This window comes from Pseudomonas sp. PS02302, from assembly GCF_029959585.1.
Taxonomy (GTDB): domain Bacteria; phylum Pseudomonadota; class Gammaproteobacteria; order Pseudomonadales; family Pseudomonadaceae; genus Chryseomonas; species Chryseomonas aestiva.
Genome location: NZ_JASCON010000002.1, coordinates 122,337 through 146,227, shown reverse-complemented (window position 1 = coordinate 146,227; position 23,891 = coordinate 122,337). Strand labels below are relative to the sequence as shown.

The following is a 23,891-nucleotide window of genomic DNA, read 5'->3' as shown; positions in this document are numbered from 1 at the left end:
CGCTTCCTCAGGCATTTTCGCCTTGTTTGTCTCTAGCTCGCGAGATCGTGAGCAGGTTTTGAGCCTCCGGCCATCACCATCCACCCAGCCGACCACGGGAGATCCCGGTCATGTTCACGATCCAGAACCTTGTCTCCGGCTACGGCCAGAGCCGCATCCTCCATGAGCTCAGCCTGGAGGTGGCGCAAAAGGAAATCGTCGCCGTCATGGGCCGCAACGGCATGGGCAAGAGCACCCTTTTCCGCAGCCTGATGGGCATCCTGCCGGCGTGGAGCGGTCAGGTGACGGTGGACGGCCAGGACGTCTCCCGGCTGGAGACGCACCAGCGCGTCGAGCGCGGCATCGCCTATGTCCCGCAGGGGCGAATGATCTTTTCCCACATGACGGTGCTGGAAAACATCCAGACCGGCCTGCCGGCCTCGGCGCGGGGCAGGGTGCCGGACGATCTCTATGCGCTGTTCCCGGTGCTGCACGAGATGCGCCAGCGCAAGGGCGGCAACCTCTCCGGCGGCCAGCAGCAACAACTGGCGATCGCCCGCGCCCTGGCCACCAATCCCAAGGTGCTGCTGCTGGACGAGCCGACCGAGGGCATCCAGCCCTCGATCATCAAGGACATCGCCCGCACCCTGAAGGAGATCCGCGCCCTGCGCGACCTGACCATCGTGGTCTCCGAGCAGGTGCTGTCCTTTACCCTCGACATCGCCGATCGCTTCCTGGTGATCGAGAAGGGCCGTTTCGTGGTCGAGGAGACCCGCGACAAGGTCGACGAAGCCACCATCAGCCGCTACCTGTCGGTCTGATCCCGGCGCTCTGCGCGTCCGCCCTGCAGCAGTGGGGCGGCCGCTTCCGGCTGCCTGGCAATCCCGTCCAAGCCTTGCCTCGCCAGGGTTTGCGCCTACGTCATCCGACGTATTTGCAGCCCCGATCCCAGCCCCGAGACTGACCTGGAACCCTCCCGCTACCGCCAACAGCCAGGAGCTGCGCGATGACCGACACCCTGATCAAGGTCGACCTCAACCAGGCCGCCACCGACAACGAAAACGTCCACAACCGCTGGCATCCGGACATCCCCATGGCCTGCTGGGTCAAGCCGGGTGACGACTTCGTCCTGGAAACCTACGACTGGACCGGTGGCGCGATCAAGAACGACGACGACGCCAGCGACGTGCGCGATGTCGACCTGTCGACCGTGCATTATCTTTCCGGACCGGTAGGGGTGAAGGGCGCCGAGCCGGGCGATCTGCTGGTGGTCGAATTGCTCGACATCGGCGCCAAGGCCGAGTCCCAGTGGGGCTTTAACGGCTTCTTCTCCAAGCAGAACGGCGGTGGCTTTCTCACCGATTACTTTCCCTCGGCGCAGAAATCCATCTGGGACTTCGAGGGCATGTTCACCAAGAGCCGGCATATCCCGGGGGTGCGCTTCGCCGGGCTCATCCACCCCGGACTGATCGGCTGCCTGCCGGACCCCAAGCTGCTGGCCAACTGGAATGCCCGCGAGCAGGAGCTGATCGCCAGCAACCCGACACGGGTACCGCCCCTGGCCAATCCGCCGTTCGCCGCGACCGCCCACATGGGCAAGCTCACCGGCGCGGCCCGCGACGCGGCAGCCGCTACCGGCGCGCGCACCGTGCCGCCCCGTGAGCATGGCGGCAACTGTGACATCAAGGACCTGTCGCGGGGTTCGAAGATCTTCTTTCCGGTGTATGTGGAGGGCGCGGGCCTTTCGGTGGGCGACCTGCACTTCAGCCAGGGCGACGGCGAGATCACCTTTTGCGGCGCCATCGAGATGGCCGGCTGGGTGCACATGAAGGTCGAGCTGATCAAGGGCGGCATGGCCAAGTACGGCATCAAGAATCCCATCTTCAAGCCCAGCCCCATCGTGCCCACCTACAACAATTTCCTGATCTTCGAAGGCATCTCGGTGGATGACGCCGGCAAGCAGCACTACCTGGACGTCAACCTGGCGTACCAGCAGGCCTGCCTGAATGCCATCGAGTACCTGAAGAAATTCGGCTACAGCGGCGCCCAGGGTTACTCGCTGCTGGGCTCGGCGCCGGTGCAGGGCCATATCAGCGGCGTGGTCGACATTCCCAACGCCTGCGCCACCCTCTGGCTGCCGACGGACATCTTCGAATTCGACATCAACCCCACTGCCGCCGGACCGACCCGCTACCTGGACGGCAGCATCGATATGCCCATCGCCTACGACAAGTGAGCCGCCCGGGTGCGGCCGCCGGCCGCGACTCGCCACCAGGAGCCCGTCATGCCGATCTACGAATACGACTGCCCCGACTGCGGAGATTTCACCCTGCTGCGCCCGATGGCTCAGCGCGACGATCCCTGCAACTGCCCCGCCTGCGCCGCGCCCAGCCCCCGAGTGATTCTCAGCGCCCCCGGCCTGGCGACCCTGGCGGGCGGCGCGCGTCACGCCCACGAGACCAATGAGCGTTCGCGCCACGCGCCCCAGTCCCTCGCGGAGTACCAGGCCAAGCGCGGTCATGGCGCCGGTTGCAGCTGCTGCGCGCCGAGCAAGCCGGTGGCGCGCAGCAAGGGCAATCCCCATGGCCTGAAGACCAGTCCGTCAAACCGCCCCTGGATGATTAGCCACTGATCCGCGGTCCAGCCCTTTCAAAGGAGCCACTCCATGCGCCATGGCGATATTTCCAGCAGCCCCGATACCGTCGGCGTCGCTGTCGTCAACTACCGGATGCCCCGCCTGCATACCAAGGCCGAGGTCTTGGACAATGCTCGCCAGATCGCCACCATGATCAAAGGCATGAAGCTCGGCCTGCCGGGTATGGATCTGGTGGTGTTCCCCGAGTACAGCACCATGGGGATCATGTACGACAGGGACGAGATGATGGCCACCGCCGCGACCATCCCCGGCGAGGAGACGGCGATCTTCGCCGCCGCCTGCCGTGAGGCCAAGACCTGGGGCATCTTCTCGCTCACCGGCGAACGCCACGAGGAGCATCCGCACAAGGCGCCCTACAACAGCCTGGTACTTATCAACGACCAGGGCGAGATCGTGCAGAAGTACCGCAAGTGCATTCCCTGGTGCCCCATCGAGGGCTGGTACCCCGGTGACCGCACCTATGTCAGCGACGGCCCCAAAGGATTGAAGATCAGCCTGATCATTTGCGATGACGGCAACTACCCGGAAATCTGGCGCGACTGCGCCATGAAGGGTGCCGAGCTGATCGTACGTTGCCAGGGCTACATGTATCCGGCCAAGGAGCAGCAGGTGCTGATGGCCAAGACCATGGCCTGGGCCAACAACTGCTATGTGGCGGTAGCCAACGCCACCGGCTTCGACGGGGTATACAGCTACTTTGGCCATTCGGCGCTGATCGGTTTCGATGGCCGCACCCTCGGTGAGTGCGGCGAGGAGGAGATGGGCATCCAGTACGCCCAGCTGTCGATCTCGCAGATTCGCGATGCCCGCGCCAATGACCAGTCGCAGAACCACCTGTTCAAGCTGCTGCACCGCGGCTACACCGGGGTCTACAACTCCGGCGACGGCGACAAGGGCGTGGCCGACTGCCCCTTCGACTTCTATCGCACCTGGGTGCTGGATGCCCAGAAGGCCCAGGCCGACGTCGAGCGGATGACCCGCTCCACGATTGGCGTGGCCGATTGCCCGGTGGGCGAGTTGCCGCATCCCGGCCAGGAACGCCAGCTGGGTTGAGGCAGGCCGCAAAGGTGAGGGAACATGCCGTTCGTCAATGATCTGATCGAGCACAATCGCGACCAGCTCGCCCGCGAGGGTCAGCCGCCGTTGCCCTCGCGCTTCCTGTTCGAACCCGCCGCGGTCATGGCGCTCCTGCGGGCGCGCATCCTGGGGCAAGCCAGGGTGCTTGACGAGGTCGAAGCCTTGCTCAAGGTGGTCAAGGCCGACATCGGTGATCCGGCAAGACCCCTGGGCGTCAGTCTGTTCCTTGGTCCCACCGGGGTCGGCAAGACCGAGATCGTGCGCCTGCTGGCCCAGGCGATTCATGGTCGAGCAGACGCCCTCTGCCGTATCGATATGAACACGCTGGCCCAGGAACACTACGCCGCGGCCCTGGCCGGCGCGCCGCCCGGCTATGTGGGCAGCAAGGAAGGCACCACGCTGTTCGATGCCGAGGCCATCGCCGGCAGCTATGGCCGCCCTGGCATCGTGCTGTTCGACGAGCTGGAAAAGGCCGATCGCCAGGTCATCCGTACCCTGTTGAATGTCCTCGACAGCGGCCAGCTGGTGCTCAGCGCCGGCAGCAAGCGCCTGGATTTTCGCAACAGCCTCATCTTCATGACCAGCAACCTGGGTGCCCGGGCCGTCCAGCAGCAGCGTACCCGCTTCGCGCGAGGCTGGCGGCGCTGGCTCAAGCTGTCGGCGGACCCAAGACCTATCCTGGAAGAAGCGCTGCACGCGCACTTCGATCCGGAATTTCTCAATCGTATCGAGCGGATCCTGGCGTTCGAGCGCATCGATCAGGACTGGCTACCCGGGCTGCTCGCCATCGAGCTGGACAAGCTCAATCAGCGCCTGGGCCGCCGGGGAAAGAGCCTGGAGCTGCACGACAGCGCCAGGACCTTCCTGACCCGTGATCACGATCCCCGCTTCGGCGCTCGCGATCTGGTCCGGCGCCTGCGCCGGCTATTGGAGCCGGCGTTGGCCGACTGTCTGCTGGCACAGCCGACGGCTGTCCGACTGCTGGCGGTTCAGGAGGAGGGGCGTCTGGTGGTGCGCGAGGTGGACGCCGGCTGATGGCTTCCCACCGGGCTCGGGACCCGATGCGGATTCCCGAGCCTGGGGATTACGCTAGCGGGCGCTGCGACTTGCCAACCACGCCCGCCACCCACCATGCGCCGTGATGTCCTCGGCTCCCGCCAGGCCATAGGGCTCGCAGATGAAGCCGGTTTCCCAGCTGCCATCGGCCAGTTCCACCTTGCCCAGGCCGAGCGGGGCGGGGATGCCGGTGAGAAAGCTGCCCAGTTCGCTGCTGGGCAGCTCCCAGACCTCCACCTCGATGGCGGCGCCGTCTTCGGCGACCCGGACCATGCCCGGACGTGGCGGCGGGCCGCCGGCCAGGGCGTGGAGGCGATAGTGCGGCGCGCTCCGGGTCAGGGCCAGGCGGCGGGCACCGCGGGCGAGCAACTGGCCGTTGAGGGGCAGCCCCTGCAGATGGGCACCGCAGACCACCAGGCGGGCACGGTCATGGCGGGCGGAGCGCGCCGGCAGGCTGGCGTGCGGCAGGGCGCCGCCGACCAGCGCCAGGCCTTGGGCTTCCTGCAGGGCCGCGGCCAGGCTCAGCAGGTACTGGTCGGTGAAGACCCGGCCGAACAGCGTCACGCCCCAGGGCAGGCCGTTAGCCATGACGCCGGCCGGCACGGCCACGGCGGCGTAGTCCAGCAGGTTCATGAAGTTGGTGTAGTAACCCAGGTCGCCGTTGCGGGCGACCGGTTCGGCCGCCAGTTCCGCCAGGGTCACCGGGCGTGGATAGGTGGGGGTAAGCACGCAATCCAGTTCGGCCAGCAGGGCGTCGCACCGGGCTTTCAGCGCCTGCAGGCGGTAGCCGGCGCGAAAGGCGTCCACCGCCGTGGTGCCGGGGGCCTTTTCCAGCACGGCGCGGATCACCGGCAGCACCGCGTCCGGTTCGGCCTCGATCAGGGCACCGGACACGCTGTAGCGCTCGGCGACCCAGGGGCCTTCATAGAGCAGGCGCGCGGCTTCCAGGAAGGGCGCAAGATCCAGCGGCACGGCTTCGCCCCCCAGGGCTTCCAGGCGGGCCTTGGCCGCCGCGAACAGCGCCGGGCTTTCCGGGCAGCCGAGGAATTCCAGCTGGGTCGGGACGCCGAAGCGGAAGGGCCGCGGGCGGCCGAAGGCGCTGGCGTCGTTCCACTGTGGATTGGCGCGGCTGTAGGGATCGCGCGGATCTAGGCGGGCGGTGAGCGCCAGCAGCGTGCTGGCTTCGGCGGCGGTGGCGGTCAAGAAGGTCACGCAGTCCAGGGTCTGGCAGGCGGGCACCACGCCGGCGGTGGACAGCAGTCCCTTGCTGCCCTTGAGGCCCACCAGGTTGTTCAGCGCCGCGGGCACGCGCCCGGAACCGGCGGTATCGGTGCCCAGGGCGAAGCTGGCGACACCTAGGGCCACGGCCAGCGCCGAACCGGCGCTGGAGCCGCCGGAAGGATAGTCCGGGTGGACACTGTTGCGGCAGGCGCCGTAGGGCGAACGGGTGCCGTTGAGGCCGGTGGCGAACTGGTCGAGATTGCACTTGCCCAGCGGCACGGCGCCCAGGGCGACCAGCTGTTCCACCAGGGTCGCCGAACGTTCGGGCACATAGGCATAGGCCGGGCAGGCCGCCGTGGTGGGGATGCCAGCGAGGTCGATGTTGTCCTTGATGGCGAAGGGGATGCCATAGAGCGGCAGCTCGGCGGGATCGCGATCTTCCAGGGCGGCGAGATAGGGCTCCAGCTCGGCTGGGGTCAGCAGGTGGATGAACAGGTGGTACTCGGGGTTAAGGGCCGCGGCCTGTTCCCGCAGTTCGGCGATGAGCGTGCGTGGGGTCTGGGTCCCGGCGGCATAGGCGGCGCTCAGGGTGTCGAGGCGCAGATCGAATGTCATGGTGGCTTCCTTCAGGTCTTGTCGATGACCAGCAGGCGCTGGCCGGCGCGGATCGGCGAGCCGGGCTGGACCTGCAGGTCGTGGATCCGGCCGCTGCAGGGCGCGAGCAACGGGATTTCCATCTTCATGGATTCCAGGATCAGCAGCGGCTGGCCGGCTTCCACCTGGTCGCCCCGCTGCACCTGGGCCTGCCAGAGATTGCCGGCCACCGGGCTCTCCAGGGCCAGCTGGTGGCTGGCGAGGGGGATATCCTCGGTGGCTTCGACAGCGGCTTCCTGGCTGTCGAAATGCGCTTGGCCGGAGTCGATCCAGCGCTGCCGCTCGGCGGCGAAGGCGCTCTGCTGGCGCGTGCGGAAGGTGGTAATGCCCTCGGCTTCGCGTGCTAGGAAGGCCTGGTAGTCGGCCAGGGACAATTCGCTCTCTTCGATGCGCAGCGGCACGCGACCCAGGGGGAAGTCGGCGCGGATGCGCAGCAGCTCGTCCGCCGACACCTCATGGAAGCGGATCTGATCGAAGAAGCGCAGCAGATAGGGCTGGCCGTGGAAGGCTTCCACGTCACGGTAGCGATTCCACATCTGCAGGGTGCGACCGACGAACTGGTAGCCGCCGGGGCCTTCCATGCCGTACACGCAGAGATAGGCGCCACCGATGCCCACCGAGTTTTCCGCGGTCCAGGTACGCGCCGGGTTGTACTTGGTGGTCACCAGCCGGTGACGCGGATCGAGGGGAGTGGCCACCGGCGCGCCCAGGTAGACGTCGCCGAGGCCCATCACCAGGTAGCTGGCGTCGAAGACGATGCGCTTGACCGCCTCCAGGGACTCCAGGTCATTCACCCGGCGGATGAACTCCAGGTTGCTCGGGCACCAGGGAGCGTCCTTGCGCACCGTGGTGGTGTATTTCTCGATGGCCAGGCGGCAGGCCGGATCGTCCCAGGACAGCGGCAGATGGACGATGCGCGAGGGCACCCGCAGGTCCTGGGCATCGCCCAGCGCCTGCCAGCAGCGACTGACCGCCGCCAGCAGCTCCGCCAGGGGCAATGTCTCGGGCTGGTAGTGCACCTGCAGCGAGCGGATGCCGGGGGTGAGTTCGCTCAGCCCCGGCAGCGCCAGCGCGGCCAGCGCCTTCATCAGCCCATGGCCGCGAAAGCGCAAGGCCAGGTCCAGCTCCGGCGGGCCGATCTCCAGCAGCAGGTGGGTATCCCCGGAAAGCCGCGCCACCAGGCGCTCGGCGCCCTGGCCCAGGTCCAGTACCACGGGATCGCCGCGCCTGGGCGTGATGGCGATCGCCGCCTGCGGCTGCAGACTGCTTTCCTCGGCCAGGCGTGCCTGCTGCAGGCGCCGCGCGGTCGCCAGGTCCACCGGCAGGAAGCGCAGCCGGTCACCGGCCCTGAGCTGGCCGAGTTGCCAGAGGTCGGCTTCGATCACCGTGACCGGGCAGACGAAGCCGCCCAGGCTGGGGCCGTCCGGGCCGAGGATGACCGGCATGTCGCCGGTGAAGTCCACGGCGCCCACCGCATAGGGATTGTCGTGGATGTTGGAGGGGTGCAGACCGGCCTCGCCGCCGTCTTCGCGGGTCCATTCCGGCTTGGGGCCGATCAGGCGCACGCCAGTGCGACTGGAATTGAAGTGCACCTCCCAGTCGGTGGCGAGAAAGAGATCCAGATAGTCCGGGCTGAAATAGTCCGGCGCACCGTGCGGCCCATAGATGACACGCAGGGTGCGGGTCTCGGGCAGCCGGGTGGTCAGGGCGACGGGCAGCCGTGCCTCCGCGCGTGGGTCGGTCAGCGGCTGTAGGTGCAGCACGTCGCCGGCGCGCAGGGCGCGGCCACCGTGGCCGCCGAACTGGCCGAGGGTGAAGGTGCTGCGACTGCCCAGGTAGTCGGGCAGGTCCAGGCCGCCTCTCAGGCAGAGATAGCTGCGGGCGCCGGCGCCGGTGATGGCGCCCAGGTGCAGGATGGCACCCGCGGAGACGCGAAAGACGCTGTCCATGGCCTGGGGTTGGTCGTCCAGCAGGATCGGCAGCGCCGCGCCGGTGACCACCACCACGGCCTCGGTGTTGAATCTCAGGGTAGGGCCGGCCAGGGTGATTTCCAGGGCGGCCGCGCGGCCGTCGTTACCGAGCAGGCGATTGCCCAGGCGCAGGGCGCGGTCGTCCATGGGGCCGGAAGGGGGAATGCCCACCGACCAGTAGCCGAGGCGCCCGGGGGCGTCCTGCACCGTGGTCTGGGTGCCGGCGCTGAGCACCTCCAGGGTGGTGGCCTGGTAGGTCAGCCCCTCCAGGCAGCGCGTCCAGGGCTGGCCCGAGGCGAAGGGCGCGGCGGCGAGGATCTGCCGCAGGTAGTCGCCATTGGTTTCCACGCCATAGAGCCGGGTCGCCGCCAGGGCCTGGTCGAGGCGTTGCCGGGCGGCATCGCGGTCGGGGGCCCAGGCGATGACCTTGGCCACCAGGGGATCGAAATAGGGCGGGATCTCGCAGCCGGCCTCGACCCAGGTGTCCAGGCGCAGCGCCCGGCCATCCGCGGGTGGGAAGTCGACCTGGGTCAGCAGGCCCGGGCTGGGCTGGAAGTCGCGACCTGGGTCTTCGGCATAGAGCCGCGCCTGGATGGCATGGCCTTGGGGCTGCAGCCCCGCGGCGAGCACGGCCAGCGGCGGCAGTTCGCCGGCGGCCAGTTCGATCATCCAGCGCACCAGGTCCACGCCCCAGACCTGCTCGGTGACGCCATGCTCGACCTGCAGCCGGGTGTTCACCTCCAGGAAGTAGAAGCGGTCGGCGGCGCTGTCGTAGACGAACTCCACGGTACCGGCGCTGCGATAGCGTACCGCGCGTGCCAGCTCCAGGGCGGCGGCGCAGAGCGCCTCGGCCATGCCGGCCGGCAGGTTGGGCGCCGGGGTTTCCTCCAGTACCTTCTGGTTGCGGCGCTGCACCGAGCAGTCGCGCACGCCCAGCGCCAGCACCTCGCCCTGGCCATCGCCGAACACCTGCACCTCCAGGTGCCGGGCGCGCTCGATGTACTTCTCCAGGAAGACGCCCGCGTCGCTGAAGTTGTTCTGACCCAGCCGGCGCACGGCGTCGAAGGCCTCGGCGAGTTCAGGGTCCGTGCGGCACACGCGCATGCCGATGCCGCCGCCACCGGCGGTGCTCTTGAGCATCACCGGATAACCGATCTGTTGCGCGGCCGCCAGTGCCCCTTCCAGGGTATCCAGCAGCTCGGTGCCCTCCAGCAGCGGCACGCCCTGGGCGCGCGCCAGGGCCCGCGCCGTGTGCTTGAGACCAAAGGTGCGCAGTTGCTCGGGGGTGGGCCCGACGAAGGCGATGCCGGCGGCTTCGCAGGCTTCGGCGAAGGCGGCGTTCTCGGAGAGGAAGCCATAGCCCGGGTGAATGGCCTGGGCGCCGCTCTGGCGCGCGACCTCGAGCAGCTTGGCGGTGTCCAGGTAGGTGGCCGCGGCGGCGCCTTCGCCCAGGCTGAAGGCCTGGTCGGCCTCGCTGACATGGCGGCTGGCGCGATCGGCTTCGCTGTAGACGGCGACCGCGGCGACGCCTAGGTCGCGCAGGGTGCGCTGGATGCGGCAGCTGATGGCGCCACGGTTGGCGATGAGCAGGGTGGTGAACATTCGAGGCGTCCTCGAAGGCGGCGGGCCGTCCCGCCAGATAAAAGCTCTCGGGGTCGTCCCCAAGAGGCCGCGCGAGGGCGGTAGGTCAGTCGGCGTCTAGCGCTTGCCGCGGTAGCTGTAGCGCCCGGCGCGGACTTCGCAGAGGCGATGGAGACGCGGTCGCAGCCACTGCCAGAGCTGGCGTGCGCGGGTCAGTCCCATAGCAGCACCTCCGCCGGAGTGGGGTTCCAGCCGTTGCAGGGGTTGTTGAGTTGCGGGCAATTGGAGATCAGCAGGATGACGTCGGTCTCGGCGCGCAACTCCACATACTTGCCGGCGCCGGAGATGCCATCGGCGAAGGTCAGGCCGCCGTCCGCGGTCACCGGCACGTTCATGAAGAAGTTGATGTTGGCGCCGATGTCGCGCTTGCCCAGGCGCCCGTCATGGCCACCGGCGCAGAGGAAGTTGTCGCGGCAGCTGTGCATCTGCCGGCGATCCAGGGCGTAGCGCACCGTGTTGCTCTCCTGGGAGCAGGCTCCGCCCAGGGTGTCGTGGCGGCCACAGGTGTCGGCGACGATGGTCAGCAGGGGATTGCCCAGGTTGGAATAGAGCACGCTGCCGGTCGACAGATAGACCCGGCCCTGGCGCCTCAGGGTGCGCTGGGGATCGTAGCGTTCCTGGGGGTTGGCGGCGGCGTAGAAGAGGGTGTCCACCGCCTGGTTGCCTTCCAGGTCATGGATGCGCAGGGTCTGGCCGGCCTTGACCTCCTTGAGGTAGGGCGCTCCAGCCGGCAGGAGGGCACGGTAGCTGGCATCTTCCGGGCGTTTGGTGCTGGCGATCAGGGTCATGGCGGGGCCTCAGAGGAAGTAGCGGGCGGTGTTCTGGAAGGCGCGCTCGTTTTCCGGGCGCGAGGTGCGGCAGCGTTCGGCCACCTCGGGCGCCGCGCGCAACTGGGCGAGATCGACCGGGCGCGGCGCATAGACCGGGTCCGGGTCCAGCGGATGCTGCAGGGCGGTCAGCACCACCAGGGTGTTCATGGGCGCATGGAGCTCGACCAGATCGCCGGCGCGGGAGTTGCCGGGCACGAAGGCAAAGGCGCCTGCGGCATCCACGTCCACCCGGCTGAACAGGTTGAGGGTCATCAGCAGGTCTTCCAGGCCCAGGCCCCACTTGGCCAGTTCCACCAGCAGGTTGTCGGTGCCATTGCGGTGGAAGCCGTTGCGCAGCTCCTGATAGCGACCCGCGCCGTATTTCTCCGCCACCTCGGCGGCATTGGCCACGCCGCCAAAGCTGTCGTGCCAGCCGCAGGTGTCGCGCACCACGGCCGCCAGCACCCGCCCCATGTCGGAATAGAGGCAATGGCCGGCGGTGAGACGCGCGGTGTGCTGGCCCTTGAGGGTATCGGGCAGGTTCAGCCGCTCGCTGCGGTCATCGGCATTGAACAGCAGCAGGCTGACATTGGCGCCGCCTTCCACGTCGGTCAGCCGCAGGGTCTGGCCGCGGCGCAGGATGAAGGAGGCGGTGCCGCCGCCGGGGACGCGTTCCTGGTAGAGCAGTTCGTCAGTCATGGGCAACCTCGTCAGGTAAGGGCTGGCCGAGTCCCAGCCGCATGCACGGGCCGGGTCTTGGCGGTCAGGGGCAGGTCGTAGGTGATGCGGGCGCCATAGGCGCCGGGGGCTTGCGGGTCCTGGCGGACCTTGTCGAACACCAGCACCCGGGTGGCCAGGCTGAAGCCCTCGTGCAGGTCATGGGTGACCATGAACACCGTGAGCGGGCGCTCGTGCCAGAGCTCCAGCAGCAGGGCGTGCATGTCCTTGCGGATGCCGGGATCGAGGGCGCCGAAAGGCTCGTCCAGGAGCAGGATGCGCGGCCGGACGATCAGCGCCTGGGCGATGGCGAGGCGCTGCTGCATGCCGCCGGACAGCTGCCCCGGGTACTTGCCCAGCGCCTGGCCCAGGCCGACGCGCTCGAGCAGGGCGGCGGCCTGTTCCCGGGCCTGGCGCTTGGCCGTGCCCAGCAGCCGGCCGAGCAGCGGGGACCTGGGCAATTCCAGGCCCAGGGCGACGTTGTCCAGCACGCTCAGGTGGGGAAACACCGAATAGCGCTGAAAGACCACGCCCCGCTCGGGATCCGGTTCCGCCGAGAGCGGCTGACCATCGATGCGGATCTCGCCACGGCTGGGCCGCTCCTGGCCGAGCAGCAGGCGCAGGAAGGTGGACTTGCCGCAGCCGGAGGCACCGACCAGGGCGCAGAATTCACCTTCGCGCACCTGCAGATTGAGGCCTTCGAGCACCACCTGCTCGCCATAGCGCTGCCAGAGATTGCGGACCTCGATCATCAGCGACCCTCCCCGTACCAGGGAAAGGCGCGCCGTGTCAGCAGGCGCAGGCCCGCGTCCAGCAGCCAGGCCAGCAGGGTGATCCAGGCGACATAGGGAAGGATCACGTCCATGGCCAGATAGCGCCGCACCAGGAAGATGCGGTAGCCCAGGCCATCGGTGGCGGCGATGGCCTCGGCGGCGATGAGAAACAGCCAGGCGGCGCCCAGCTGCAGCCGCAGGGCGATGAGCAGGCGCGGCAGCAGTTGCGGCAGCACCAGGCGCAGAATCACCGTCCAGCTGTTGGCGCCCAGGGTCTGGGCCTTGATCAGCAGTTCTCGGGGCAGCTCCCGCGCGCGCTGGTCCACCTCGCGGATCAGCACCGGGGTGACGCCCACCACGATCAGCATCACCTTGGCCAGTTCGCCCAGGCCGAAGACGATGAAGAGGATCGGCAGGATCGCCAGGGGCGGGATCATCGAGAGCACCGTCACCAGTGGCGAGAGCGGCGCGCCGACCAGGGGCAGGCTGCCCGCGGCGATGCCCACCACCAGGGCGATCAGCGCGGCGATTCCCAGGCCCAGCCCCAGGCGTTGCAGGCTGGCCAGGGTGTCCCGCCAGAACGGATAACCCCCGGTACGCACGTCGGCGGTAAAGGCCAGGCGCTGCACCGCATCGGCCATCTGCGCCACGCTGGGCAGCAGCTTGTCGTTGGGGTTCTCCGCCAGCCGGGTGGCCGAGCCCACCAGATAGAGCAGGGCGAGCAGGGCGAAGGGCAGCAGGACCAGCAGGAGCCGGCCGCCCCGATCGGGATGCCGATTGATGAAGCGCATGGGCGTCGTCCTCGCGGCGGGGCTCAGAGCTTGCCGTCGGCGGCCAGCTGTACGAAGGTCGGATCGAAGCGCAGCTTGAGATTGCCCGCGTCCCCGCTGGTCTTGCCGCCCGGATAGGCGATGCCGATGGCCTCGGCGCTGGGTGCGCCCTGGCCCAGCAGGCCGTGTTCGAAGGAGAAGTGGGCGATGCGCTGCATGGTGGTCGGCAGCGCGGGATCCTTGACGAAGGCCAGGGCCTCGGCGGGCGTGGCGAACAGCCGAGTCTTGTCCAGTTGCGCCTGGAAGCCGGCGAGATCGGTACCCGAGGCCTTGGCCATGGCCTCCAGGGCCGCCTTGCCCTTGGCGTCACCGGACTGCATCAGCGCCAGCATCTCGAACCAGGCACCGGTCAGGGCCTTGCCCAGGGCCGGGTTGTCCTTGAGCGTGGCGGTGTTCACCACCAGCATGTCGAGGATCTCGCCGGGAATCTTGCTGGAGTCGAACACCTCGGTGGTGTCGGGCTGAGACTTGATCTCGGCCAGCAGCGGATTCCAGGTCACCACGTTGCGCACGTCGGCGGTCTGGAAGGCGGCCACCATGTCGGCGTCGGAGGTGTTGACGGTGGTCAGGTCCCTCTCGCTCAGCCCTACGCTCTGCAGCGCGCGCGCCAGCAAATAGTGGGAGACGGAGAACTGCACCAGGTTGACCTGCTGGCCCTTGAGGTCGGCCAGGGTCTTGCCCTTGCCCTTCATCACCACGCCGTCGTTGCCGTTGGAGTAGTCGCTGACGATCAGCGCCGTGCTGTCCACGCCGCCGGCGGCCGGAATGGTCAGGGCGTCCATGTTGGTCATGGCGCAGCCGTCGAACTGGCCGGTGGTGTACTGATTGATGGATTCGACGTAGTCGTTGAGCTGCACGACCTCGATGTGGATGCCGTATTTCTTGGCCCACTTGTCGATGATGCCCTGGGCCTGGGCTTCGCCCCAGGGCATCCAGCCGGCATAGATCGTCCAGCACACCTTGAAGTCGTCGCGCGGCGCCGCCTGAGCGGTGGCACCAAGGAGCAGGGAACAACCGAGAACGAGCGAGGCGAGCAGGGGATGGCGCATGGGACCTCCAATAGGATGGACGACGGGACAGGAGCACGCGACTGGCGCTGTGTCTCCCGGGCTTTTGTCCCGCCGTGTAACCCCATCAGAGGTCGACGACTCTCGGACCAGACACCCGCACGAGCGAGTCGGAACCCTAGTCATCCATTGCAGATTGTGGTGCATCAAACCGGCTGGCCGGTGCTCCTGCACGCTATGGCCTTTGCCAGATGCGTGCCAGTTGCCGCCAGGCCCCGTGCCATGCTGATTGCCCGCCAGGACATCGAGGCTGCGACCAGCGCGCCGCCCCATCGCAGTGCGTTCGAAGCGGTGCAATGCACCGCTTTGATTCAGCGCCCCAACGCCGCGATCAGCGCCTGGCGAAAGGCATTCACCGCCGGCGGCAATTCGCGGCCCGCCATGCTCTGCAATTCGATCCGTCGCGCGGCCAGGCCTTCGTCCAGCAGGGGCAGGGCCACCAGTTGGCCTTCGCGCAGTCGACTACGCAGGCTCAGTTCGCTTGAGAGCGCCACGCCACCGCCCAAGGCGGCGAAGCGATAGAGCGCCTGCATGTTGTTGCTCACCAGCACGGGTTCGAAGGAGAGTCCCTGGACGCCACAGCAGATGTCGAACAGCTGGCGCACCGTGGTATCGGGCATTGGCAGCGCCAGCGGAAAGGGCTGCAGATCGGCCAGGGTCAGCTTGGTACGACCGGCGAGGGGATGCTCGGGCGCCACCACCGCCTCGATGGCGCCACTCAAGGTGGCGTCGACGCTGATGTCCGGCTCTGGCCTGAGGCTGAAGGTGAGGCCCAGGTCGGCGTCACCTTCCTGGACCCGGCGCGTGACCGCCGCCGGCGCGCAGACCTCCAGGGAAAAGTGGATGCCGGCATAGCCCTGGCGAAAGGCAACGATGACCTCGGGCAGGAAGTCCAGCGAGAAGCCTTCGGTGGTGGCCAGGCGTACCTGGCCGCGGCGCAGGTCGGCCAGGCCGCGCAACTCGGCCGCGACCTGCTCGCTGGCCAGCTGCGCCTTGCGCGCATGCACGGCCAGACGCTCGCCGGCGGCGCTGGGCACCACGCCACGGGGGCGGCGTTCGAGCAGCGGCGTCTCCAGCTCGCGCTCCAGTTTGGCGATCTGCCGACTCACCGCACTGGCCGCGACGTTGAGCCGCTGGGAGGCTTCGCTGATGGAGCCGCACCGCACCACCTCGAGGAAATAGCGCAGGGCGGTGGACTGAATGCCATAGGGCTGCATAGGGTCTCCTTTGCCAAAAAGGCATGGCTTGCATCTAAATATTCTGCTTGTGGCATGGGATGGCAAGACCTAGAGTCGGGCCAAGAGACCCAATAACAGGTGTCAGCTGTTCCCCCCTTTCCCGCGCTTCGCGGACCTGCCTTTGACCAACCACCGCCCCGGAGACAGACGGCATGGGACTCAAAGGTTTCGCTTGTGGCATCGCGTTTTCCCTCTTTTTGGCCCAGGGCCAGGCCTTCGCCGGCAAAGCCAACGACACCCTGGTCTACGCCTCCGACACCGAGCCCGAAAACGTCAGCCCCTATCACAACGATGCCCGTGAAGGCGTCATCCTCGCCCACCTGGCCTGGGATACCCTGATCTACCGCGATCCCCAGACCGGTGAATACCGGCCGATGCTGGCCACCGGCTGGCAGCAGGTCGATCCGCTGACCCTCGACTTCGATCTGCGCCAGGGCGTGACCTTCCACAACGGCGATCCCTTCACCGCCGACGACGTGGTCTTCACCTTCAACTACGTGGCCTCGCCCGAAGGCAAGGTGGTCACCCAGCAGAACGTCAACTGGATCAAGAGCGCCGAGAAGCTGGGCGAATACAAGGTTCGCCTGCACCTCAAGCAGCCGTTTCCCGCCGCGCTGGAATACCTGGCCAATCCCTTGCCCATCTATCCCGGCAAGTACTTCCAGAAGGTCGGTCTGGCGGGCTTCGCGCAAAAGCCGGTGGGTACCGGGCCCTATCGCATCGTCGCGGTCACCAGCGGCCAGGGGGTCACGCTGGAGCGCAATCCGAACTACTTCAAGGACAGCCCCCAGGGGCAGCCGCGCATCGGCCATATCCAGTTCCGCGTCATCCCCGACGCCGAGACCCGGCTCGCCGAACTCATGACCGGCGGCATCGACTGGGCCTGGCGCGTGGCGCCGGACCAGGCCGAGCAACTCAAGGCCGCGCCCAACCTCACCGTGGAAAGCGGCGCCAGCATGAGGATCGGCTTCCTCAGCATGGACGCCCAGGGCGCCTCCAGCCCGGATTCGCCCTTCGCCAAGGCCGAGGTGCGCCAGGCGGTCAACTACGCCATCAAGCGCCAGGCCATCGCCAGCCAGCTCATGGGGGGCGGCAGCCAGCCGCTGCAGGTGGCCTGCTATCCGGAGCAATTCGGCTGCGACGCCAAGGCCGTACCGGGCTATCCCTACGACCCGGCCAAGGCCAAGGCGCTGCTCAAGGCCGCCGGCTACCCCAACGGCTTCAGCACCGAGATCTTCGCCTACCGGGATCGCGACGTGGTGGAGGCGCTGATCGGGGACCTGCGCGCGGTGGGTATCGACGCCAAGCTGCGCTATCTGAAATACGCCGCCCTGCGCGACCAGCAGCGCGCCGGCAAGGTGCCCATGGCCTTTCTCGCCTGGGGCTCGTTCTCCATCGCCGACGCCTCGGCGGCCACCGGCGTCTATTTCAAGGGCAATGCCGACGACGTGGCCAAGGATCCCCAGGTGATCGACTGGCTCAAGGTGGCGGACACCGCCATGGACCCGGCGGTGCGCAAGGACAACTACCGCAAGGCGCTGCAGCGGATCGCCGCGCAGGCCTACTGGGCGCCGGTGTTCAACTATTCCATCAACTACGCCTTCACCTCGGACCTGGCCTTCCAGCCCTATCCGGACGAATTGCCGCGCTTCGCCCTGGCCCACTGGAACTGATCCGTCCCGGCGCCCCGCACGGGGGCGCCTCTCGCCGAGGACCCGAGCATGTCCGCATACCTCCTGCGCCGCCTGGGTATCGCCCTGGCCGTGGCCTTTACCGTTTCCCTCATCAGTTTCTTCCTGCTGCACCTGTCCGGCGACCTGGCCACCGCCATCGCCGGACCCGAGGCCACCGCCGAGCAGATCGAGGTGGTGCGTCATCAACACGGCCTCGATAAACCCCTGGCGACGCAGTACGTCGAGTGGATCGGGCAGTTGCTGCGCCTGGACCTGGGGCAATCGTTCTTCTTCCAGGAATCGGTGCGGGATCTCATCGCCAGCCGCCTGCCCATCACCCTGACCCTGGGCGCCATCGCGCTGCTGGTGGCGCTGCTCATCGCCATCCCGCTCGGGGTGCTGGCCGCGGTCCGGCGCGACACCTGGATCGACCGCCTGGCGCTGACCCTGGCGACCTTCGGCCAGGCGATGCCCAGCTTCTGGTTCGCCCTGGTGCTGATCGTCGTCTTCGCCGTCACCCTGAAATGGCTACCGGTGTCCGGCAATACCAGCTGGCAGCACTTCATCCTGCCGGCGATCGCCCTGGGCTACTACGCCACTCCCTCGCTGATGCGCCTGACCCGGGCCGGGATGCTCGATGTACTGGGCGCCGACTACATCCGCACCGCCCGGGCCAAGGGTCTGAGTCCGGCGCGGGTACTGTTCAAGCACGCCCTGCGCAATGCGCTGATCCCGGTGGTGGCCCTGGCCGCGGTGGAGTTCGGCTTCATGCTGGGCGGCTCGGTGGTAATCGAGGCGGTGTTCTCGCTGCAGGGCATCGGCCAGCTGGCCTGGGACGCCATTGCCCGCAACGACTTCCCGGTGGTGCAGGCCATCGTCCTCTTGATCGCGTTGATCTACATCGTGCTGACACTGGTGGCCGATCTGCTCAACGCCTTGCTCGACCCGCGCATTCGCGTGCGCTAGGAGGCTCCATGACCGTCGCCAATCCCTTCGTGCTCGACGACTATCTGCCCCCGCGCCCGACGCTGGGCCGCCAGCTGCGCCGCTGGTTCGGCCACCGCGGCTTCGCCCTGGGCGCCGTGCTGCTCGTCGTCATCGTCTTCGCCGCCCTGGCCGCGCCCTGGCTGGCGCCCCACGACCCCTATGCCCAGGACGTGATGCAGCGGATGAAACCACCGGTATGGATGGCCAAGGGCACCTGGGCCCACCCGCTGGGCACCGACAAGCTCGGCCGCGACTATCTCTCCCGGCTGCTCTATGGCGCGCGCATCTCGCTGTTCATCGGTCTCGCCGCGGCGCTCATCTCCGGCGCCATCGGCACCTTGCTCGGGGTGCTCGCCGGTTACTACGGCGGCAAGGTCGACGCCCTGGTGAGCTACCTGGTGACCACCCGCCTGGCCTTGCCGGTGGTGATGGTGGCCCTGGCCGCCGCCTCCCTGGTGGGTGGCTCGCTGCAGGTGGTGGTGATCCTGCTCGGCTGTCTGCTGTGGGATCGCTTCGCCGTGGTGGTGCGCGCCGCCGTGCAGCAGATCCGCGACGCCGAATACGTCGCCGCTGCCCAGGCGCTGGGCTGTTCACCCTGGCGGGTCATCGTCGGCGAGATCCTGCCCAATGTGCTGGGGGCGCTGATCGTGGTGATCACCCTGGAGATGGCCCACGCCATCCTGCTGGAGGCGACCCTGTCCTTTCTCGGCGTGGGCGTGCAGCCGCCGTTGCCGTCCTGGGGCCTGATGATCGCCGAAGGCAAGCCCTACATGTTCTTTTCGCCCTGGGTGATCGCCATTCCCGGCATCGCCCTGATGCTGCTGGTGCTGGCCATCAACCTGGTGGGTGACGGTATCCGGGACCTGGCCGCGCCCAGCGGGCGCAACTAAGCGGAGGACTGACCATGGCACTGCTCGACGTAAGAGACCTGCGGATCGATATCCCCCTGGGGGATGACACCCTGCACGCCGTGCGCGGCCTGGACCTGCAGGTGGAGCGGGGCGAAATGCTCTGCCTGGTGGGCGAATCCGGCTGCGGCAAGTCGCTCACCTCCCTGGCGCTGATGGATCTGCTGCCGCGCCAGGCCCAGCGCCAGGCGGCGCGCCTGACGCTGGGCGAGCACGACCTCCTGACCCTGGGCGAAAGGGGCATGCGCGACCTGCGCGGCAATCGCCTGGCGATGATCTTCCAGGAACCCATGACCGCTCTCAATCCGGCCTACAGCATCGGCGACCAGCTCGCCGAGGTGCTGCGGCGCCACCGCAGGCTGGATCGCAAGGCCGCCTGGGCAGGCGCGGAGGCCATGCTGGAAAAGGTCGGCATCAGCAACGCTGGCGAGCGCCTGCGCCAGTACCCGCACCAGCTCAGTGGCGGATTGCGCCAGCGGGTGGTGATCGCCATGGCGCTGCTCTGCGAACCGGACCTCATCATCGCCGACGAACCCACCACGGCGCTGGACGTCACCATCCAGGCGCAGATCCTGCACCTGTTGCGCGATCTGCAGCGGGAATTCGGCACGGCCATCGTCTTCATCACCCACGACCTGGGGCTGGTGGCGCGCATCGCCGACCGGGTAGCGGTCATGTATGCCGGCCAGATCGTCGAGCAGGCACCGGCCGCCGAGCTGTTCGCCGCCCCTCGACACCCCTATACCCGTGGGCTGCTGGCGAGCATCCCGGTACCGGGCCGGACCCGTCCCGGGCAGCCGCTGGGCGCCATTCCCGGCCTGGTCCCGAGCCTGGTCGGCGAGCAGCACGGCTGTGCTTTTCGCAACAGATGCCCGCAGGCGGTGGCGGCCTGCGCCGACAGCGTGCCGTTGCTGGAGGAGGGCGCGCACCTGGCGCGTTGCCACTTCGCCCTGCCCAGCGAACCCCTGCGCCGGGTCGGAGGTGTGCGATGAGCCGCGAGATCGCCCTGGAACTGTGCGACATCCGCCGCGAATTCACCCTGGGTCGCGGCCTGTTCCGCCCGCCGGCCACCCTCAAGGCGGTGGATGGCATCTCCCTGCGGCTCTATCGCGGCGAGACCCTGGGTCTGGTGGGGGAATCGGGGTGCGGCAAGAGCACCCTGGCCAAGCTGCTGCTGGGGCTGCTGGCGCCCACCAGCGGCGACATCCTGGTAGGCGGCGAGCACCTGCGCGGGGTGGATCGCAAGCGCATGGCCCGGCATATCCAGCCGATCTTCCAGGACCCTTATTCGTCGCTCAATCCGCGCAAGACGGTGCGCGAGATCGTGGCATTGCCGCTCAAGGTGCATGGCCTGGGCTCGGCGGTCGAGCAGCAACGGCGGGTCGCCGAGATGCTCGACGTGGTGGGTTTGCCACGGCGCGCCGCCGACAGCCATCCCGGCCAGCTCAGTGGTGGTCAGCGCCAGCGGGTGGCCATCGCCCGCGCCCTGGTGATGCGCCCGGACGTGCTGATCTGCGACGAACCCACCTCGGCATTGGACGTCTCGGTGCAGGCGCAGATCCTCAACCTGCTGCTGGAGCTCAAGCGTGAATTCGGCCTGACCTATCTGCTCATCAGCCACAACCTGGCGGTGGTGGAGCACCTGGCCGACCGGGTGGCGGTGATGTACCTCGGCAAGATCGTCGAGGAGCGCGAGCGAGCGGCGCTGTTCGCCCAGCCGGCGCATCCCTATACCCGGGCGCTGCTGGATGCGGTGCTCACCCCTGATCCCAGCCTGGGCCTGCCGGCGCTGGGCCTGCCGGCGCTGGGCCTGCCGGCGCTGGGCCTGGGTGGCAGCTTTCCCAATCCCATCTCGCCACCCAGCGGCTGCGCCTTCCATCCCCGCTGCCCGCGCTGCTTCGGCCCCTGCGCCGAGCGCTATCCGGAACGCGAAACCATCCCCGGCGGCAGCAAGCGCTGCCACCTGCCCGAACCCGCCTGACCCCGGAGTCCGCCATGACCAGCCGTACCCATGCCCTTGAGCTTGCCGCCGCGCACTTCGACAGCGGCGCCTTTCGTACGCGGCTCGCCACCGCGGTGGCCCATCCCACCGAAAGCCAGGCGCCCGAGCGCCAGGCGGAGCTGCAGCGCTACCTGGATGAGTTCATCGCTCCCTATGTGGCCAGTCTCGGCTTCACCAGCCGGCAGCTGGACAATCCGGTCGCTGGCAAGGGGCCCTTGCTGATCGCCGAGCGGATCGAGGATCCGGCCTTGCCGACCCTGCTCAGCTATGGCCACGGTGACGTGGTGCGCGGTGATGCCAGCCGCTGGCGCGAAGGCCTTGCGCCCTGGACCCTGGTGGAGCAGGGCGAGCGCTGGTACGGCCGCGGTACCGCCGACAACAAGGGCCAGCACCTGCTCAACCTGGCGGCGCTGGAACAGGTGATCGCCGCCCGCGGCGGACGCCTGGGCTACAACGTCAAGCTGCTGCTGGAGATGGGCGAGGAGATCGGCTCGGTCGGCCTGCGCGCCTTCTGCCAGGAGCAGCGCCAGGCCCTGGCCGCCGATCTGTTCATCGCCTCCGACGGGCCGCGAGTCTCGGCATCCCGGCCGACGCTGTTCCTGGGTGCCCGCGGCACCTTCAATTTCGATCTGCACCTGGAGCTGCGCGAAGGCGGCCATCACTCCGGCAACTGGGGTGGGCTGCTGGCCAATCCCGGGATCATCCTCGCCCATGCCCTGGCCAGCCTGGTGGATGCCCGGGGCCAGATCCAGGTCGCGGGGCTCAAGCCCACCGAGCTGCCCGCACCGGTGCGCAGGGTGCTGGCCGACATCGAGGTGGGCGGCGCGCCGGGCGATCCGGCCATCGATCCGCTCTGGGGCGAGCCCGGGCTGACCCCGGCGGAACGTGTCTACGGCTGGAACACCTTCGAACTGCTGGCCTTCACCACCGGCAATCCCGAGGCGCCGGTGAATGCCATTCCCGGCAGCGCCCGTGCCCACTGCCAGATCCGCTTCGTCGCCGGCTGCGATTGCACGACCTTCATCCCGCTGATCGAGGCGCACCTGGCCGAACGGGGTTTCGCCGCTGTGCGCGTTTCCCGTGCCAAGGACGAGATCCTGCACGCCTCGCGGCTGGACCCGGAGAATCCCTGGGTGGACTGGGCGCTGACCTCCCTGACCCGCACCCTGGGCGAAAAGCCCGCCTTGCTGCCCAATTTCGGCGGTGGCTTGCCCAATGACATCTTTGCCGACATTCTCGAACTGCCCACCCTCTGGGTACCCCATTCCTATCCCGCCTGCTCCCAGCACGCGCCCAACGAGCATCTCCTGGCCCCGGTCGCGCGGCAGGGGCTGCAACTCATGGCCGGGTTGTTCTGGGACCTGGGCGATCGCTGGAGCCGCAGCTGATGCCCCTTGCCAAGACCACTGCCCTGGAGTGGCTCGCCACCCAGCGCGAGCCGATGACCCTTCTCCTGCAACGCCTGGTCGATACCGATTCCAACAGCTACGACAAGACCGGCGTCGATGCCGTCGGTGCGGTGCTCACCGCGGCCCTGGCCGAAGACGGCATCGAGGTTGCCCGGACGCCGGTCGCCGACTTCGGTGACGTCCTCGCCGCCCAGGTGGGGCCCGCCACCGGCGCTGCGGTGTTGCTGCTGGGCCACCGCGACACCGTCTTTCCGCCGGGCACCGTGGCCAGCCGCGGCTTCACCCGCGATTCCCGCCAGGCCTATGGTCCTGGCGTCGCGGACATGAAGGGTGGGCTGGTGGCGAGTTGCTTCGCGCTGCGCGCGCTCAAGCGCGCCGGCGAGTTGCCGTTTCCGGTACGGGTGCTCTACACCGGTGACGAAGAGATTGGCTCCGGCACGGCTCGCCCGCACCTGGAAGCGGCGGCCCGCGGCGCCCGAGCCGTGCTCAACTGCGAGCCCGGGCGGGTCAGTGGCAACGTGGTCAAGGCGCGCAAGGGCGGCGCCACCCTGGCCATCAGCGTGAGCGGTCGTGCCGCCCATGCCGGCGTCAGCCACGCCGAGGGCGCCAGTGCCATCCAGGCCCTGGCACTCAAGGTGGTGAAGCTGCACGCCCTGACCGACTACGAACGCGGTATCACCACCAACGTCGGCCTCATCGAGGGCGGCACCTCCAGCAATACCGTCGCGCCGAGCGCCACCGCGCGCCTGGATGTGCGCTTCGCCGCCCTGGCCGACTGGCCCGCGCTGCAGGCGCGTATCGAGGCCATCGTCGCCGAGGTGGAGGTGCCGGGGACAGCCGCCTGCGTCGCGCCCACCTGCCTGTTCCTGCCGATGGAAGCGCACCTGAGCCACGAGCTGCTGGCGCTCTACCAGCGCGAGGCCCAGGACCTCGGCTTCAGCGTCGAGGGCGAATTCACCGGCGGTTGCGCCGACTCCGGGTTCACTGCCAGCCTGGGCGTGCCCACCCTCTGTGGCCTGGGCCCCGTGGGCGGCAAGGTACACACCGACGCCGAATTCCTGGTGCTCGATACCCTGGTTCCACGCACCCAGGCGCTGGTGGCGACCATTCTGGCCCTGGCCATAAAGGCCTGATCCTCTTGCCGGTTTCCGAAACCGGTGCGACGCCTGGCCGGGGAGGGCGACGATTGGCGGCTTTAGGTCTTCGAACTATCGACCCCTAGCT

At 68.2% G+C, this 23,891-nt stretch carries 20 protein-coding genes and 1 riboswitch; of the genes, 12 read left to right on the top strand and 8 right to left on the bottom strand.

The features are described from left to right. Positions 1–110: 110 nt before the first annotated feature. The 5 genes from urtE (at position 111) to QMX82_RS01605 (ending at position 4,747) form a co-directional block, all read left to right on the top strand. A complete protein-coding gene (gene urtE, locus QMX82_RS01625) occupies positions 111–800 on the top strand; it encodes an urea ABC transporter ATP-binding subunit UrtE (protein ID WP_208691204.1) in 690 nt (229 codons plus the stop codon). Between the two features lie 185 nt (positions 801–985). Then, positions 986–2,215 (top strand): formamidase, encoded by a 1,230-nt coding sequence (gene fmdA, locus QMX82_RS01620; RefSeq protein ID WP_208691205.1) that lies wholly within the window; start codon positions 986–988, stop codon positions 2,213–2,215. Positions 2,216–2,263: 48 nt separating this feature from the next. After that, the gene (locus tag QMX82_RS01615; protein ID WP_208691206.1) at positions 2,264–2,611 is read left to right on the top strand and encodes an FmdB family zinc ribbon protein; all 348 of its coding nucleotides are present in this window, start codon (positions 2,264–2,266) and stop codon (positions 2,609–2,611) included. 33 nt (positions 2,612–2,644) lie between these two features. Beyond that, positions 2,645–3,688 carry an aliphatic amidase gene (locus tag QMX82_RS01610; protein ID WP_282280956.1) on the top strand — a complete coding sequence of 348 codons (1,044 nt, stop codon included), beginning with the start codon at positions 2,645–2,647 and terminating at the stop codon, positions 3,686–3,688. A gap of 24 nt (positions 3,689–3,712) precedes the next feature. Beyond that, positions 3,713–4,747 (top strand): AAA family ATPase, encoded by a 1,035-nt coding sequence (locus QMX82_RS01605; RefSeq protein ID WP_208691208.1) that lies wholly within the window; start codon positions 3,713–3,715, stop codon positions 4,745–4,747. A gap of 54 nt (positions 4,748–4,801) precedes the next feature. On the opposite strand, the gene atzF is transcribed toward QMX82_RS01605, so the two are convergent. From atzF to QMX82_RS01565, 8 genes are all read right to left on the bottom strand, one after another. Further along, the gene (atzF, locus tag QMX82_RS01600) at positions 4,802–6,604 is read right to left on the bottom strand and encodes an allophanate hydrolase (protein ID WP_282280954.1); all 1,803 of its coding nucleotides are present in this window, start codon (positions 6,602–6,604) and stop codon (positions 4,802–4,804) included. Positions 6,605–6,615: 11 nt separating this feature from the next. Then, positions 6,616–10,215 carry an urea carboxylase gene (gene uca, locus QMX82_RS01595; RefSeq protein ID WP_282280953.1) on the bottom strand — a complete coding sequence of 1,200 codons (3,600 nt, stop codon included), beginning with the start codon at positions 10,213–10,215 and terminating at the stop codon, positions 6,616–6,618. Positions 10,216–10,406: 191 nt separating this feature from the next. Continuing rightward, positions 10,407–11,042 (bottom strand): urea amidolyase associated protein UAAP2, encoded by a 636-nt coding sequence (locus QMX82_RS01590; protein WP_158895544.1) that lies wholly within the window; start codon positions 11,040–11,042, stop codon positions 10,407–10,409. Positions 11,043–11,051: 9 nt separating this feature from the next. Beyond that, entirely contained in the window at positions 11,052–11,762 is a 711-nt protein-coding gene (locus QMX82_RS01585) for an urea amidolyase associated protein UAAP1 (protein ID WP_158895542.1), read from the bottom strand. 11 nt (positions 11,763–11,773) lie between these two features. Further along, positions 11,774–12,532 carry an ABC transporter ATP-binding protein gene (locus QMX82_RS01580; RefSeq protein ID WP_282280951.1) on the bottom strand — a complete coding sequence of 253 codons (759 nt, stop codon included), beginning with the start codon at positions 12,530–12,532 and terminating at the stop codon, positions 11,774–11,776. After that, positions 12,532–13,344, bottom strand: coding sequence for an ABC transporter permease (locus QMX82_RS01575; RefSeq protein ID WP_208691214.1), 813 nt, complete (start codon positions 13,342–13,344; stop codon positions 12,532–12,534). Before QMX82_RS01575 ends, QMX82_RS01580 begins: the two co-directional genes overlap by 1 nt. Before the next feature lie 23 nt (positions 13,345–13,367). Continuing rightward, on the bottom strand, positions 13,368–14,432 hold the full coding sequence (locus QMX82_RS01570) for a putative urea ABC transporter substrate-binding protein (RefSeq protein WP_282280948.1): 1,065 nt from the start codon (positions 14,430–14,432) through the stop codon (positions 13,368–13,370). Between the two features lie 51 nt (positions 14,433–14,483). Beyond that, a riboswitch (guanidine-I (ykkC/yxkD leader) is annotated at positions 14,484–14,583 on the bottom strand. 178 nt (positions 14,584–14,761) lie between these two features. Further along, positions 14,762–15,667, bottom strand: a complete 906-nt coding sequence (locus QMX82_RS01565) for a LysR family transcriptional regulator (protein ID WP_208691216.1) — start codon at positions 15,665–15,667, stop codon at positions 14,762–14,764. A gap of 173 nt (positions 15,668–15,840) precedes the next feature. Between QMX82_RS01565 and QMX82_RS01560 the strand changes: the two genes are divergently transcribed. Genes QMX82_RS01560 through QMX82_RS01530 form a run of 7 tightly spaced genes read left to right on the top strand, consistent with a single transcriptional unit; the run spans position 15,841 to position 23,800 of the window. Beyond that, complete coding sequence (locus QMX82_RS01560) at positions 15,841–17,361, top strand: ABC transporter substrate-binding protein (RefSeq protein WP_208691217.1); 1,521 nt, start codon at positions 15,841–15,843, stop codon at positions 17,359–17,361. Between the two features lie 48 nt (positions 17,362–17,409). Beyond that, positions 17,410–18,327, top strand: coding sequence for an ABC transporter permease (locus QMX82_RS01555; protein ID WP_133861710.1), 918 nt, complete (start codon positions 17,410–17,412; stop codon positions 18,325–18,327). Positions 18,328–18,335: 8 nt separating this feature from the next. Then, positions 18,336–19,238, top strand: a complete 903-nt coding sequence (locus QMX82_RS01550) for an ABC transporter permease (RefSeq protein ID WP_158895531.1) — start codon at positions 18,336–18,338, stop codon at positions 19,236–19,238. 14 nt (positions 19,239–19,252) lie between these two features. After that, positions 19,253–20,248, top strand: a complete 996-nt coding sequence (locus QMX82_RS01545; protein ID WP_208691218.1) for an ABC transporter ATP-binding protein — start codon at positions 19,253–19,255, stop codon at positions 20,246–20,248. After that, positions 20,245–21,237, top strand: a complete 993-nt coding sequence (locus QMX82_RS01540) for an ABC transporter ATP-binding protein (protein WP_282280946.1) — start codon at positions 20,245–20,247, stop codon at positions 21,235–21,237. Before QMX82_RS01545 ends, QMX82_RS01540 begins: the two co-directional genes overlap by 4 nt. Before the next feature lie 14 nt (positions 21,238–21,251). Beyond that, entirely contained in the window at positions 21,252–22,646 is a 1,395-nt protein-coding gene (locus QMX82_RS01535; RefSeq protein WP_282280945.1) for a M20 family metallopeptidase, read from the top strand. Continuing rightward, complete coding sequence (locus QMX82_RS01530) at positions 22,646–23,800, top strand: M20 family metallopeptidase (RefSeq protein WP_282280944.1); 1,155 nt, start codon at positions 22,646–22,648, stop codon at positions 23,798–23,800. The genes QMX82_RS01535 and QMX82_RS01530 overlap by 1 nt, the downstream gene beginning before the upstream one ends. Positions 23,801–23,891: the final 91 nt, after the last annotated feature.

Bases quoted from the DNA above. Each gene is read 5' to 3' on its own strand.
- urtE (WP_208691204.1), top strand. From the start codon at position 111: ATGTTCACGATCCAGAACCTTGTCTCCGGCTACGGCCAGAGCCGCATC.
- fmdA (WP_208691205.1), top strand. From the start codon at position 986: ATGACCGACACCCTGATCAAGGTCGACCTCAACCAGGCCGCCACCGAC.
- QMX82_RS01615 (WP_208691206.1), top strand. From the start codon at position 2,264: ATGCCGATCTACGAATACGACTGCCCCGACTGCGGAGATTTCACCCTG.
- QMX82_RS01610 (WP_282280956.1), top strand. From the start codon at position 2,645: ATGCGCCATGGCGATATTTCCAGCAGCCCCGATACCGTCGGCGTCGCT.
- QMX82_RS01605 (WP_208691208.1), top strand. From the start codon at position 3,713: ATGCCGTTCGTCAATGATCTGATCGAGCACAATCGCGACCAGCTCGCC.
- atzF (WP_282280954.1), bottom strand. From the start codon at position 6,604: ATGACATTCGATCTGCGCCTCGACACCCTGAGCGCCGCCTATGCCGCC.
- uca (WP_282280953.1), bottom strand. From the start codon at position 10,215: ATGTTCACCACCCTGCTCATCGCCAACCGTGGCGCCATCAGCTGCCGC.
- QMX82_RS01590 (WP_158895544.1), bottom strand. From the start codon at position 11,042: ATGACCCTGATCGCCAGCACCAAACGCCCGGAAGATGCCAGCTACCGT.
- QMX82_RS01585 (WP_158895542.1), bottom strand. From the start codon at position 11,762: ATGACTGACGAACTGCTCTACCAGGAACGCGTCCCCGGCGGCGGCACC.
- QMX82_RS01580 (WP_282280951.1), bottom strand. From the start codon at position 12,532: ATGATCGAGGTCCGCAATCTCTGGCAGCGCTATGGCGAGCAGGTGGTG.
- QMX82_RS01575 (WP_208691214.1), bottom strand. From the start codon at position 13,344: ATGCGCTTCATCAATCGGCATCCCGATCGGGGCGGCCGGCTCCTGCTG.
- QMX82_RS01570 (WP_282280948.1), bottom strand. From the start codon at position 14,432: ATGCGCCATCCCCTGCTCGCCTCGCTCGTTCTCGGTTGTTCCCTGCTC.
- QMX82_RS01565 (WP_208691216.1), bottom strand. From the start codon at position 15,667: ATGCAGCCCTATGGCATTCAGTCCACCGCCCTGCGCTATTTCCTCGAG.
- QMX82_RS01560 (WP_208691217.1), top strand. From the start codon at position 15,841: ATGGGACTCAAAGGTTTCGCTTGTGGCATCGCGTTTTCCCTCTTTTTG.
- QMX82_RS01555 (WP_133861710.1), top strand. From the start codon at position 17,410: ATGTCCGCATACCTCCTGCGCCGCCTGGGTATCGCCCTGGCCGTGGCC.
- QMX82_RS01550 (WP_158895531.1), top strand. From the start codon at position 18,336: ATGACCGTCGCCAATCCCTTCGTGCTCGACGACTATCTGCCCCCGCGC.
- QMX82_RS01545 (WP_208691218.1), top strand. From the start codon at position 19,253: ATGGCACTGCTCGACGTAAGAGACCTGCGGATCGATATCCCCCTGGGG.
- QMX82_RS01540 (WP_282280946.1), top strand. From the start codon at position 20,245: ATGAGCCGCGAGATCGCCCTGGAACTGTGCGACATCCGCCGCGAATTC.
- QMX82_RS01535 (WP_282280945.1), top strand. From the start codon at position 21,252: ATGACCAGCCGTACCCATGCCCTTGAGCTTGCCGCCGCGCACTTCGAC.
- QMX82_RS01530 (WP_282280944.1), top strand. From the start codon at position 22,646: ATGCCCCTTGCCAAGACCACTGCCCTGGAGTGGCTCGCCACCCAGCGC.